Genomic DNA, 13,679 nt, shown 5'->3' on the forward strand with positions numbered 1-13,679 from the left:
GATCGCCTTGCCGTAAACCAGCGAGTAAAGTACGCCGCCCCTGTTCTGGCGCACACCGCAAACACCCGTCTTTCCCTCGCCGATGATGCACTGGTGCGGGCACAACTCGCAGCGCACTTTGCCCCCCTCGAGCTTGGCGTAGAACAGCGCCTCTTTCATGCCTCCTCCACGCCATGATTCCTGCGGCTGAATAAACAACCGCAGTAGTTTTGCCGATAGAGTCCCAGCGCCTTACTCAGTTCGATGCTGCGCTTGAAGCCATCTTGCTTCTTGAAGTTCGCGGCTAAGAATTCAAGACCGTATTGTGCGGCCAACTCCTGCCCTAAGGCAAAAATGGTGCGCGCATCCTTGTGCGGGCTGACGGTCAGAGTGGTGGTAAAGACCGAAACACCCAATTCCGTCGCCTGGCGCGCAGTCGCTTCCAGCCGCATGCGGAAACAGACATGGCACCGGCGGCCCCTCTCCGGTTCGCCTTCCAGTCCTCTTACCGTCGCAAACCAGAGCTCATCTTCGTAGGGGCCGGCAATGAGCGGCACCTGCATCGCCTCCGCCACTTTCTGCATCTCGGCTAGGCGTAGCTCATACTCTGCGCGCGGATGGATGTTCGGATTGTAGAAGAAAACCGTCACCTCCCAGTCTGGAGAGAGTCGTTCTATGGCCACGGTGGCGTCCGGCGCGCAGCAGGCAAGCAGGAGAATCGGTGGGCGGTTCTGCGTCACGCTACCTCTCCCCCAGGGCGAAAATGCGTTGCATGAGGAACTCGGCAGCCTCTGGCAAGCGGTCTGCCGGAAACGGCAAAACGAACGGGCGCCCCACCGTCAGCGTGACCCGATGTCGCTGCAGACGGCTGTCCCAGCGCGGCAACACTTCGAATGAGCCACGGATGCGTACCGGCACGATGGGCACGCCGGCGCGCAGCAAAAGGCGCACTGTTCCTACCTTTGCTGGCAAAGGACGACCGTCCCAGGTGCGCTCCCCTTCCACGAAGATCCCCACGGGCTCTCCGACCGCCAAGACCCGGAGCGCATTGCGCACCACGGAAGGATCGACCTCATGACGACGCACCGGGATCACCCGCAGCTGGCGCATCAGCCAGCAGAGTGCCCTGTTCTTGAACTCCGAGTTTTTCGCCAGGTAAGCCACTTTGCGTGGCAATAGCGTGAGCGTGAAAAAGGAGTCCAAGTAGCCTTCGTGGTTGATCACCAGGATGAAAGGACCACTCCGCGGCACATTCTGGCGACCCTCCACCCGCACGCCGAACAAGGCCCGCAGAAGGAGGCCGAAGGTCATTTTCAGGGAAGAGTAGAGGAGCCGTGTGCCAAGCGATTCCCGCGGTGGTTGCTTTCCCGCCTGCCAGCGCACCAGATGCCGCCCTTCCGCGCGGCCCGGCCAGCGGAAAGTGACATGAGGCTGAAACTCCACGATCTCCGCCATCCCGCGGCGCTGCCAAAAGGCCCGGAGCACCTCACGGCAGAGGCGTTCATACTTCAGCGGGCTCTCGTGGAGAAAGCGAATGTGGAAGCAACGCTGCCCCCGCGCCTTGAGCACGAAATAGTGCGCGTCCGTGGTCACGCAGGTCACGTCTTGCCAGGGAATAGTCCACTCTTGCCGTTTGCCTAAGAAGTGAAAAGCCTCGTCGGTGAGCTTGACCTGCCCTTCGTCCACTGGCGCCATCCGTTCCAACTCAGCCTCGATCCCGGCGTAGGCGTGGTATCGCCCTGCTGGACGCGCCTGACTGAGCACGCCGAGGCCTGCGTCTTGCGACTCGGCGCCCAGCCAACCAGTCTCTGGCAGTTCCTGCAGAGCTGTTACCTGGTCAAACCAGAAGGCGCAGTCTCGGAAGCGTCCGTTCAGGCCCAGTAGGCGGCCTCTCCGTTTCACTTCTGCGCCGCACTGCCTGCAGACCGTCCTGCGTCCTGCCTTGGCAATGGCATCCGGAGTCTTGCACAACGGGCATATGTACAACAGATCACCGATCATCGCGGCCCTTTTGCTGCGATTAGTGCCTGAGCACCGAGCGGCAGTCGGCTCCGCAGCCAGCAAGGAGCTGCGTGCAATTTTTCCAACCCAAAGCCCTGGCAGAGCACCAACAGCCGCCAGGCACGCTTTGCTCTTGAAAACTACAAAACGCAAGAACACGATGCAAGTCAAATCTTCGCGGGTCTCAGGCGGGGAGCATTCAGCGTAAGCGCACAAGCTTGGTGGCTGTCACCCAGGTTGCGAGTCTTGCCTGCACCAGGTAGACGCCGGAGGGAACCGGCCTGCCCGACGAGTCTTTTCCGTCCCAGGACAGGCGGTGGCGTCCAGCTTCAAACGGCCCTCGTGCCACGAGGCGCACCCGGCGCCCGAGCAGGTCGTATACTGCCACCTCCCCTGCAGCACAATCTTGCTGGAGATTCAGGACGATGGTCGCACTGGCAATAGAAGGGTTTGGGTACACGAAGAGGAGTCCCTCTCCCCCCGCTGCCACATGAACCCGGAGAGGCAGCGAGAAGTTTGGCTGACGCGGCGCATTGGTGGTGACCACCAAACGCGCCCGCGCATCCTGTTGCGCACAACAGCGGACAACAAGCGAGACGGCCGCACCTGGCGGCACCGCCCCCGCCGCCGGCGCAACCTCCACCCAGGGGACGAGCGCGTCGGTGCGCAGCAGGGCCAGGTCGCTCCCGTCGTAGCCCTGCCCGGGAGGCGGCCAGGCCACCGCCCGGCTTTCCACGGGGTGGTCCCCCAGCTGCTGCGCGAAGAAGGACAACCGAGGCCACGTCTCCTCTGGGCCGGCAAGGGCCTGCAAGGCGATACGCGCCTCCATCACCGTGCACGGCAGGCCATGCTCGTCAACGCTCTGCCCATGCTCTACCGTGAAGGCCGGCTCTGCGTACCAGTGCTGCTCCTGCCCGCTCGGCTGCGACGGCGAGCTGGCGATGAGGCTGATGCGCGGGCTCTCCGGTCCCGATTTGAATTGGATGCCCATCACATAGCGGTCGGCTTGCCGCAAGAAGTAGCATTGCTGCCGCAGGAAGAGCCAGTCCGTGCTGTTCTTCAGCTTGATGGTAGCCAGCAACTCGCCGTCGCTCGCCACACGCACCTCTGCTGCGTCCCACCAGCGCCCGGGGTCTAAAGCGTGCGGCACGACCTCAGTTGGCGGCGACAAGGCCTCGGTTGGCCCCCCTCCCTCTGGCAGCACACGCGCCCGAAAGAGCATCAGGCCGTCACCCCGATTGGTCAGCTGGAGGGCTTGCTCCCCACAGTGCCTTGGGCGCACGAAAAGACTGATCTCCTCAGGGTGGACGGCTGCCACCACCCGGCCCTGCACTGACGAAGCAAAGAATCCAGCCTCGGGGAGCCTGGCCTCGCAGTCAGAAGCGTCGCGGGCCACCAGGAAGTAGCGCAACGACGTGCCGGCCTCCTGAGGCGGCACCACACCTTGCCACCAACGGTGGCCCAGGAACACCATCGGCAGGCGGTGGAATTGGGCAAGGCTGTCCTGTGCGTAGCAGAGCGCCACCTCCTTCACGCGGTGGTCGTCGAAAACTTCACATTCGACCACATGGTGCTCACGCGCAGCAATGGCCACCGGAAGCGGGCGCACCCGACCAAACTGCGGCGGCTGATTCGGAACGAAGACGTCCACAAAGAGTGTGTCGGCCTTTTGCGCGCGGATTCGGAGGGCCACCCCTGTATCCACGTCCTGCACTAAGCTGTCCACCGACCCTTCCACCAGCCGATAGGCCTGCGAACTGGGGTTGGTGAGTGGCCCGAAGTGGTGCCCGCCTGCCGTAGGGGAGCCGGCCTGGAAGAAATCGGCCGCTGAGCCAGTGCACTCGGGAGAAAGGTCAAGCGAGTCCAACCCGGCCACAGGATCAGGAACGCCAGCCGTGTACAAGCCCGCGGCGCTCTCCACGTCCCAAACTTCCGGCCCGCTGGTAGGTAAACCATCGTCCACCTTGATGTGCCAGATCAGCAACCCCCTCCCCGCGTATACCGAGTCGTGGTCAGTCCCCTGGTGGTTGCTGACCCAAAAGTACTGGTTTGGCGTGGCGAAGATGCGCAGCACCCTGCCGCCGCGTCGTACGTCCGCCAGCGCAACGTTCCACAGCGTGTCCGTCACCTCCACCACCTGCGCAGAGTCGAGCCACCCCACACGGGAGAGATTCTCCACGCATAAGGGCACCAGACGATGCACCTTGGCGTCCATGAGGCAGTAGTCCCCAAAGTATTTTCGCTCGTACCCCGGTGGGTGGACAAATCCGAGCAGATGGGCGTACTCGTGGGCGACAAGCCCGAAGAACATCTCCTTCGGCTGCATGTCGACGAGGATGCCCTGGCCGCGGAAGGGCGCACCGGCTGCACAGGGGAGATAGGCCACGCCGGAAACCCCTGGCAAGCAGTCCTGCAGAAAAGCCAAGACCAGGACATCAGTGGCTGCCAGGGCCGCGGTGTGTTCCCTCGCCAATGCGGCAACCACTTCCGTGCACAATCCAGGCAGGTCTGTAGCGGGATTGAACTCTGCGTAGGTGGAGCTGGCAAGGTAACATGCCGTCTCTGAACCCCGACGGAGAAGAGTCTGCAGTCCGGCAAGATGCCGCCCATGCGACATCTTGAGGAAATAGTCAGCGAAGACACGTTCAAGTTCTTGCCAAAATGGAGGCACCAGCGTGTCCGCTTGGTCGGGGAAGGCAACGTAAGCGATGCTGACCAGGACGCTGTCTTGGCCGGCCAGGGCACTCCCGGAGGCTATGCCCGGCGTCCCGCACATTTCCAACTCCTGGGTGCGAACCCCAGGGTGTGCCACAGCGGCACCCGTTGCCACCACGGCAAGTGTCGTCAGGAAGGCTACTCGGGTTTTCATTGCGGGGCCATTGAAAAGCAGGGTGAGACATGGTCGAGGGGGGACAACACCATGCACCTGCTCCTCGTGAGTAGCGGGGACGTGGAGTCAGCTCACGACTTGCTCACATTTGCGAGCAGACGTGCCGACAACGGCGGACCAGCAGACCTTCTCTCCCCATCTTCCCCGACTATCCTTCAGCTCTCGCGGTAGAAGACGAAGGGGTAGTTCACCACCACGGTGCCGCTTTCTATGGGCTCAAAGCGCCAGCGGCGGACCGCATTCAATAGCTCGTTGATAAACTCGCGATCGGAGATTGTGCTCTCCACCACCTCCACCTTGCTTACCAGCCCACTGGCTGTAATGGTGATGTCCAGGCTGACTTTGCCTTGCAGATTTGGGTTGCGCTTGAGGTACTTGTTGTAGATGTAGGTGATGCGTCCCATGTTGGCGCTGACCACCGCGCGCAGGGTCTCTGGGTCGCGGCGGCCGCGGGCCTCCTCGCTGCCAGTCACTGTGGCGGTGCGCTCCACGGAGACGCTCCCCTCCTTCTTCAATTCCACGCTTGGCACGGAGGCGTCCAGGTCGCCGAGCAGGTCGTCGATGCCTCCGCGCTTGGTGGCGTCGAACAACTCCTCGAGGCCCGAGCCCTTGCCGCTTCCGCCTCCGTTGCGGCGCCCCACGCGCAGGTCAGTTTCGCCCGCCACCGCCGCCAACTCATGCACCAGCCCCTTGTCCATCAGGATATCCACCAAGCTGCCTGAGCGTCCCCCTTCGCCCGTGCCGGAGATGAGGCCCAGTAACCCCTTGCTGGTGACTGCCCTACCCTCGCCACCGCTCCGCTCGCCGCCACCACGTTGTCCTCCTGAGGAGCGCTCCGCCTCTTCTGTCTTGGGCTTTTCCGCCGCAGTCGGAGCCACCCCACCACGGCCTGTCTCCGCAATCGGGGTCAGCTGCGAGCGCACCACAAAGCGGGCGAAGCGCTGCGGCACCTTCTCGAGATCAACCGGCTTGCGCTCGGTAATGGTCATGCTACTCAGTTGCCACACCGTCACACCAACAACCAGAAGCAAGCTCGCCAGCACCACCTTGAAGAGCGGCTCATCAGTGAGGCTCTTCAGCAGGTTGTGGCCCAGCGAGAATTCGTTCGCCTGCGGAACTACCGCCACCTTGGCCTTTTCACAGGAGAAATCGACGCGCACCGGTCCAACAGTCAGCGAACCCTGTTTGCCAGGCACCAGCGGGAGGAGGTAGGAATCAGCACGCTTGGGCAGCAGGCCGTGCTTCACCAAGTCGCGCACATTGAGGCGGGAATCATCAACCCACACTTCACCATGAACGAAACCCTGGATCTGGGCAACAAACCTTCCATTGAGCCAGCCGAGGAGCACGTGCCGTTCCGGAAAGTTCTCTCCGTAAACGACCACATCGTTGCCCGGCGAGCGTCCCACCGTGAGCCGCTGCCCCTCGTCCAGCACACGCTGGCTCACGTCATCGCCCTGGCTCACCCTTACCCGCAACTGTTGAACTATGCGCTCTTTTACCATCTGTTCCGCGTCACCCTTGCCAACCCTGACCACCCGTGTGCAATGCTTCCGAAACCCATGCCCATCTACTCGGTGCGCAGTACTGCAAGGTTCATATCGTTGTACCCCATGCGGCCGCACGTGACCATCACCCGCTTGAGCAGCTCAAAGGGGGTGCTCTTGTCCCCCTGGATGGTGATGTTCCCAGCAAATGAACTCACCGCGCCCAATTGGCCGATCCCTTCGGTCAATGCCCGCAAGTCCTGGAGCTCTTTGAGTAGAGCAGGGATCACCAGGTCGGTGCGCTCCAAGACCTCGGCGTTGCGCACAATGGGGCGCCCATCCAGCAGGATCCACTCGCGGGTGATGGCAACGATTGACGTCGTCTTCGGCGGCAAGGTGGCAGTGGACTGCGGCAGGCGCAAGTCGCGCGCAATGGTCATGATCTGTCCCTCGGCCGAGTAGCTCTTCAGCAGAAACACCAGCAAGATGGTGAACATGTCGATCATCGAGGTCAGCCGCAGGGTGAAGCTTCCGGCGCGGCCACGTCGCCGGGTCGGAAACAGCTGCCAGCCTGTGCTCTCTGGGGAAAGGTTCATAGTCGCGATTGCATCCGCCTTTTTAGCCAGCCAACGAGATGTTAGGAAAACCTGCCTCCCGGCAGGTGTCCATCACCTTGACGATGACTTCGTAGAGAATCGTCGAGGCAGGAGAGATGACGATGTCCTCGCTCTCCGGGTACTTGGCCTTCACGGCCTTGAGCTGCCCGGCCAGGCCCTTGTAATCAAAGGCGCCGCCCACTTTGGGGAGCTTCGGGTGGTTCATGTAGGGACTGTTCAGCTGAAAGCCATCCTCCTCCACGGCCAGAATGTTGAGGATCGCCGGTCTGTCCTGAGCAGCCACCGCGCTCTTGCGACCTGCTGCCGGCAGAGAGAGCTCCAGCACGGCGATCTTTACAAAAACCGCGGTCAAGAGCAGGAAAGGGACGAGGATGAGGAAGAGGTTCAGGACGCCGATGATGTTGACGTCCGCCTCGCCGCGCACCCTGCCCCTGCCGATTGCCGCCTTCAAGTTCATCACTTGCTCCCGCGCACCATCAACCCCTGGAAGATGCGCGCCACGCTCTCATTGATCTCGTCGATGATGCCGTTGGTCTTCTCCTGGAGGTAGCCGTAGGCGAGCAGGCAGGGGATAGCGACGATCAGTCCGAAGGCCGTGGTGTTCATGGCCTGCGAGATGCCCACCGACAGCAGCTCGGCCTTTTGTGCCGCTTCCGCTTGCGCCACCGCCTGGAAGGAGACAATGAGGCCGAAGATGGTCCCCAAAAGCCCAAGCAGGGTCGCGACATTGGCGATGGTGGAGAGATAATGGGTGCGTTTCTCTATCTTGGGCACTTCCACTAAGGCGGCGAGCTCAAAGGCCCGTTGCACGTCCTTCTCTCCGCCGCCGTTCTGGAACTGCTCCAGCCCAGCCCGGACGATGCGTGGCAGGGGCGCCTCCGAGCGCCGCGCGTACTCGATGGCCCTCGCCACGTTGCCGGAATGAACCAACTCCAGGATGCGGTTCACGAATGCGGGGGTATCGATGCGTGTCCTAAACGCCAACACGATGATGCGTTCGATGGCTATCGCATAGCCGAACACCATCGCTAAGGCGATGACATACATGAACGGCCCACCGTGCTTGAAAAACGCCGCAATAGTCTCCAAACTCACGCCCTCCTTCTTCTTCCCAAACCATCTTCACCGCTGTTGCAAAAGCCAAAACCTGCTCACGTGTTCTCACCAGGGGATGTAGTCCCGAGCATGGCGGTTGAGCGTCTTGCGCACCGCGTCGCGTTCCACCGGCCGAAAGATTTCCTGGAAAAAGGACCGGTCGATGCCAATGTCGTCCACTCGGGGATCGGTCCCGGGCACAATGAACACCGCCTGCGGCTTCTCGATGCGCCCAAGCACTTCGATTTTGTTCAGGATAATCTTGACCGCATCCTCGCCCACCGACGGGTCACGGCTGCTGGCCTTTTGCTCCACGTCGGAGACGATCTTGTTCAGCTTCTCCTCCACAGGCTTCTGCTGAGCACCTGCTCCACCCACCATGCCGCTGAGGACAATCAGGCAGATGACCAGCAGGGAGAGGAGGCCATTGCACCCACGCATGGCTTACCCTTTGTTTGTCCCAGGTCTCTGGCCCGTACCCATGCCGCCTTCGGGACCAAGTTCAATGAGCAGCGCCTGCATGCGCTTGCGGCTCTCGGCAACCCATTCGTTCTCGATATTGCTCTCCTCAGCCCGCCTGACATTGGCCCGGTAGGTTTCTAACGCCTGCACCTTAAATGGCTGGGCAGTCTCTGCCAACTTTTCGTCGTAAGCCAGGCGCTCGTCAGGCGTCAGGTTGTCTGGTCGTGGTGACTCCAGGAAGGCCCGCACAAACTCTTCAAAGGCAAGGCCGATCCGGTAAGATGCGGCCGTCGCCCATTCGGCCACTTTGTACTTGGCTGCCTCTTTGTACGCCTCAAGGACCCGCTTCAGTTCGTCACGCTTGCGGGCAAGGTTCTTATCCAGCGGTGGCACCAACTGGATGCGACAATATTCGTCGAAGTGAATCTCGCCGATCATGAACTGGGCATGAGCGGCCACATAGTCATCCACCACCACGCCACGCAGGATGTAGGTGTTGTATTGCGTGATGGTCCCGGCGAACGCATCCTGCGCCGCCCTAAAGTCTCGCTGGCGGAACGCCATGTCACCGACCTTGAACATCACCTCCAGGTATTCATCGGGCTCGGCCCCACCGAGGGCAACGTAGCGCTCGTAAGCGCGGCGCGCTCCTTGCCAGTCCTGGAGATTCTCATAGCAGGAGCCGGCGTTGAACAGGGCACGCTGGGTGTACTTGGAGTTAGGCGCCAGCTCCACCATTCGCGCAAAGTCCTCGGCCGCCTCCCGCCATTGCCCGAGGCCTTGCCGCAGAACCCCCGCGCGGTAGAGGGCTTCGTCGGCCAAGGTGCTCCGTGGATATCGTCGCGGCAACTGTTCGAACAGGGCAACCGCTTTTTCGCTCTCCCCTTCTTTCTCGCGGAGGAGGGCCGCCTCGTACAGGGCCCGTTCTGCCACCTCCGGATCGCTGGCCGAAGCAGCGAGTTGCTCGAAACCGGCGGCCGCCTCGGGCAAGCGCCCTTCATCCCGCAGGCTCTCGGCCGCCTTGAATCGCGAAGAAGCGATCATGCGGTTTGCCCGCTCTGCGAACTCGGCGGAGTCCGCATAGGTAGCGGCCAGGCGCTGGTACCACTCTTCCGCCTTTTGGTAGTCCGCATTCTTGAAGTACGACTGAGCGATCATGGTCATGGCCTGGGCAGTATAAGGAGTTCGCTCCACCATCTCTGCCACTTTGCGGTACGCCTGCACGGCCAGCTCGAAGTTACCCAGCCCGTAGAGCGTCTCGCCCAACTTCATGAGCACCTCGGCGCGCTTGGGACTCTGCGACAGGAAGCGCTCAAAGTCGTTGCAGGCCTCCACCAAACGCGCCTGATTGGGGTGCGCCACCACCACAGCCTGCATGATCCCTGAGCCCAGAAAGTCGTCGATGTAGGCCGTGACCGTGTCCGCCATGGCCCCCTTTTGACACAAGTTGTAGTAGCAGAGGATACGGTTGTAAGCCGCTTGCTCCTTGAAGGTGGCGTCCTCGTACTGCGTCATGCACTGGTAGTACGCCTCGGCGGCCCGTTCGAAATCTCCCACCTCGTAGAGGCACTCGGCCAAGTAGTAATTCACACGATAAGCTTTCTCACCGCGGGGGAACTTGCTCAGGTACTGCGAAAACCTATCGATCGCCAGGCGGTAGTCGCGCACACTGTTGCCCTCGTGCGCTTTTCGCTGGTAGTAGATGCCCAGTTCGTAGAGCGCCTCTTGCGCCAACTGCAGGGCGTTGCTCCGGATTTCCCCCTCCGGATACTGAGCAAGCCACGCGCTCCCCGGGCCAAAGTTAGCAGCCAGCACCTCCCGAGCCTCGTTCGCCTTCTCCTCATCGCCGGCGCGCTCATAGGTCTCGACGATGCGCTTGTAAAGCAGCGGAGCCTCGTGATAGAATGGAAAGACCTCAAGCATCGTTTTGTAGGTCTCGATGGCCTTGTCGTAGTCATTGCGCGCGTTGTAGGCATCCGCCATCTTCAGGAACACCTGAATGGGGTAGTCTCGGCTCTGTTTCTTCTCGAAAAAGGCGCGCGCCTTGGCCGGCCCGCCGAATTCGGCAAACGAAGCGGCCACGTACTCGATGGCCTCGCGGCGCAAGTCGGCTTTGCTCTTGGTTCCTCCTCCCGCAACGCGATTGCCTGCCGTCAGTGCGGTGGTCTCCTCGATGAGGTAGACAAAGCTGCTAATCGCATTGGCAAAGTCGTTGCTGTTGTAGTAGGACCAACCCAACTTATACAGCCCCATCTCGAAGTAAGGGCTGTCCCACTTGTCAAGCAACCGTTTGTAGTGGTTGATTGCCTCCTGAAACTCGCGGCGCTCGAAGTAGTACTCGCCCAAGCGGAAATTCACTTCCGGCACCAGAGGGCTGGAAGGCACCTCAGCGAGGAGGCGGACAAAGTACTCCTTCGCCTTCTCCCGGTTCCCCTCATCGAGGTAGCTCATACCCAGCCGGTAGAAGACCCGGTCTTTAAAGTCCACATTCGGGAACTTTTCCAGAAGCTTGGTTGCCATGGCGATGGCTTTTTGCAGATTGATACGCGGCATGACCGGCTGGGTCGACAAGAGGCCTTGGTCGTACTTGGCCATCTCTGCTTCGTAGAGCGTCATCTGCCGCTGAAACTCCAAGTCGGCTTTGCGTGCGTACAGCTCCGCCAGCTGGAACATGACAGTGGGCGCAAACTCGGAGGCGGGGTACTTGCTCAGCAGCATCTCATTTTCCTGGATGGCCTCATCGAGTCGCGCCTCTTCTAAGGGCGAGATCCGGCCCTCCTGGAGCGACTGTGCCAGGGGATAATGCACCATCATGCCAACGAGAAACCACACCACGCCGAGGAGGAAGAAAGCCCTCATCTTCGTGTTGCCAGAGTCTTTCCGCCACTGCCGCATGCTACCGCTCCTGTTGCCCTTCCTTCGTCGGCGTTCCACCCGTGCCTTTGAGGAACAGGGCGCGCGACTTGCCGTATTCCGCGTAGGCGCGCCAGCTCTTGCGCTCCAGCTTTAGGTTGAGATTCTCCCTAAGCGCGGAAATGGTGCTGTGCATTTCCAAGAAGCGCTGGTGCTCCCGGACAATGTTTTCCAAAAGGGCGCGCCGTGTCTCGTCGAGCCGTGCCTTTTCTTCCTTGAGATGGGCAGGCATACGCGGTTGCCGACCTACGTGCAGCGCATCCAGCAAATTCGCCTCCAGCAGAAGCAAGTCTTCGCGCAGGCGCTCTATCTCTTGCTCCTGCGCGGTCAATAGACGGCTCAGCTGCTGCACCATAGCGGACAGATTGTCCTCTTCGGGAAACAGCTCGATGAGCTTGTCGTACACCTTTACCGCATCGTCATACAGACCGAGCTGCACATAGCAACGACCCAGCAAAAATAGTGCCTCTTCGCTCTTTGGGTCTTGAGGGAAGCGCGACACCAGGGTCATCAGCGGAGTTACGGCCCCTGCATAGTCGGCCATCTTCACTGAGGCCCAACCACGGCCCAAAAGGGCCTCCGGGTAACGGCGATGTTCGGGCGAAACGTCGGCAAAGTAGCCGCGCGCCTCCTTGAAGTAGCCCAGCTCATAGTAGAGGTAACCCAGGGTGAGCCGGCCCTCATCGACTACCGCACGACGCTCCTCTGATATTATCGGCAAAGAGACCAACTTGCGAAACACGGCTACCGACTTGGTGACCCGCTTCATCTTGAGCAGGGAGAGGCCCACGGTGTACAGACCGTAGCTGTAGTAGTCGCTGCGCGGGTCAAGATTGAGCAAAGCCTCGAGGGCGCTGGGGTAGTCTTTGATGTTGTAGTAGCTCTGCCCCGCGTAGTAGCGCGCCTCGTCGTCGACGTCCACAGGGCGGGGCGCTTGCAGCAGGGCCTCGTACAGATTGAGGCTCTCCTGGTACCTACCCTGCTTGTACCGCGTCTTCTGCAGGCCGAGGAGTCCTTTGGCCAAAAGCGGGCTGCCGAAGTAGTTTTTCACGAGGTAGGTGTAGGTGGAACTGGCGGCGTTGTAGAGTTCCATCTCATAAAGGCACCCCCCAAGAAGGAGCAGCACCTCGTCAGTCCTCTTGAATTCTGGATAGTAGTCCAAGAGGAGCGCCAAATCCCGTGCCGCTTGCCAGTAGGAGCCGGACTTGATGTAGGATTTGGCTTCGCTGAGCAGCCGGTCGGCCACCCGCTCAAGGTCGCGGTCAGCAGCGCGTTCCACTGCCTGCGAATAGGCTTGAACGCAGCACGCCAGCCATATGCACGCCGCCAGGGGTATGTATCGCCATCCTGTGGACACCAGCACTCCCATCAGCCCCAAATCAGCCTGGGCAGCGTCGCCTGCAGCTACCTTGGCTTCTCCGGCTTTTCCAGTTCCTTCTTCATGTTTTCCAGCTCGCGCGCGGCCTGCTCCCGGCGTTGGCGGAGCAATTCTGCCTCCCGCTGCGCCTGCAGTTGCCTAAGCTTTGCCTCCCGCGCCTTCTTGTCCAACGTGCGGAACACCGTGAGCCGCCGCGCCAACCCGAAAGCGACCTTCCAGTCGGCGTAGCGCTTATGAAACTCATCTGCCACCTCTGGCCTGCGCGCCAGACTCACGTCGATGGCCACGTCGGCCACCAGCCCAAAGGGCGCGAGGAAGCGTATGCCCTGCGTCAGTCTCTGGGAATTGTGGTACCAGCGCACTGAGGTATTGTTTAGGAACATCTCGCCCGTGTACTCGGTGAAGAGGTAGGAAGAACGCACCGGAATCTTGATCCCCGCACCGAGCAAGACCTGATCCACACGTGCGGTGAAGAAGCGGTCCTTGAGGTCATGGTCGATGTACCCCAAGTTAAAGTGCGCCTTGAGTGGGGTCAGGGGGAAGCTCCGCCTGAGATCCCAAGTGGCCACGCCGAGCAGCGCCACCGCGGTCTTCCCAGAAGAGTACGGCTCAAACGGGACGTTGTGGTACTCTGCAGTGGGCAACACCACCATCGGATAGAAGCCGAGGCGGAAGCTGTTCCATCGAAACGGCACCACTTTCAGGCCAAGTCGCGTGTCCCCAGGCATTGGCGTGAGCTGCTGACCGTCGTCCTGGTACAAGGCCAAACCGGCGGTCAACTCAAACGTCTCCGACAGGGCGAACGTCAGGCTGCTATTGACGGTGAAATCCTTGACCATCACCGAGGCATTGCCCCT

The 13,679-nt window shown here is 61.1% G+C and carries 12 protein-coding genes; all 12 read right to left on the minus strand.

Going from position 1 to position 13,679, the window contains the following annotated elements:
• A partial coding sequence (locus H5U38_00960) for an AmmeMemoRadiSam system radical SAM enzyme (protein ID MBC7185582.1) occupies positions 1 to 159 on the minus strand: 159 nt, incomplete at its 3' end.
• Positions 156 to 719, minus strand: a complete 564-nt coding sequence (locus H5U38_00965) for an epoxyqueuosine reductase QueH (protein MBC7185583.1) — start codon at positions 717 to 719, stop codon at positions 156 to 158. The genes H5U38_00965 and H5U38_00960, both read right to left, overlap by 4 nt.
• A 1-nt stretch (position 720) precedes the next feature.
• Entirely contained in the window at positions 721 to 1,881 is a 1,161-nt protein-coding gene (locus H5U38_00970) for a 1-acyl-sn-glycerol-3-phosphate acyltransferase (protein ID MBC7185584.1), read from the minus strand.
• 298 nt (positions 1,882 to 2,179) lie between these two features.
• Entirely contained in the window at positions 2,180 to 4,849 is a 2,670-nt protein-coding gene (locus H5U38_00975; protein MBC7185585.1) for a T9SS type A sorting domain-containing protein, read from the minus strand.
• 176 nt (positions 4,850 to 5,025) lie between these two features.
• Positions 5,026 to 6,375 carry a TonB family protein gene (locus H5U38_00980; GenBank protein ID MBC7185586.1) on the minus strand — a complete coding sequence of 450 codons (1,350 nt, stop codon included), beginning with the start codon at positions 6,373 to 6,375 and terminating at the stop codon, positions 5,026 to 5,028.
• Positions 6,376 to 6,440: 65 nt separating this feature from the next.
• Entirely contained in the window at positions 6,441 to 6,953 is a 513-nt protein-coding gene (locus tag H5U38_00985) for a biopolymer transporter ExbD (protein ID MBC7185587.1), read from the minus strand.
• 22 nt (positions 6,954 to 6,975) lie between these two features.
• A complete protein-coding gene (locus H5U38_00990; protein MBC7185588.1) occupies positions 6,976 to 7,431 on the minus strand; it encodes a biopolymer transporter ExbD in 456 nt (151 codons plus the stop codon).
• Positions 7,431 to 8,069 carry a MotA/TolQ/ExbB proton channel family protein gene (locus tag H5U38_00995; GenBank protein MBC7185589.1) on the minus strand — a complete coding sequence of 213 codons (639 nt, stop codon included), beginning with the start codon at positions 8,067 to 8,069 and terminating at the stop codon, positions 7,431 to 7,433. The genes H5U38_00990 and H5U38_00995 overlap by 1 nt, the downstream gene beginning before the upstream one ends.
• A 66-nt stretch (positions 8,070 to 8,135) precedes the next feature.
• On the minus strand, positions 8,136 to 8,510 hold the full coding sequence (locus H5U38_01000; protein ID MBC7185590.1) for a hypothetical protein: 375 nt from the start codon (positions 8,508 to 8,510) through the stop codon (positions 8,136 to 8,138).
• Positions 8,511 to 8,513: 3 nt separating this feature from the next.
• Positions 8,514 to 11,426, minus strand: a complete 2,913-nt coding sequence (locus H5U38_01005) for a tetratricopeptide repeat protein (protein MBC7185591.1) — start codon at positions 11,424 to 11,426, stop codon at positions 8,514 to 8,516.
• A 1-nt stretch (position 11,427) separates the two neighbouring features.
• Positions 11,428 to 12,801, minus strand: a complete 1,374-nt coding sequence (locus tag H5U38_01010) for a tetratricopeptide repeat protein (GenBank protein ID MBC7185592.1) — start codon at positions 12,799 to 12,801, stop codon at positions 11,428 to 11,430.
• A 47-nt stretch (positions 12,802 to 12,848) separates the two neighbouring features.
• Positions 12,849 to 13,679: hypothetical protein (locus tag H5U38_01015; GenBank protein ID MBC7185593.1), on the minus strand; the 831-nt coding region annotated here is incomplete at its 5' end.

It is taken from the genome of Calditrichota bacterium (genome assembly GCA_014359355.1).
GTDB lineage: Bacteria > Zhuqueibacterota > Zhuqueibacteria > JANLFK01 > Oleimicrobiaceae > Oleimicrobium.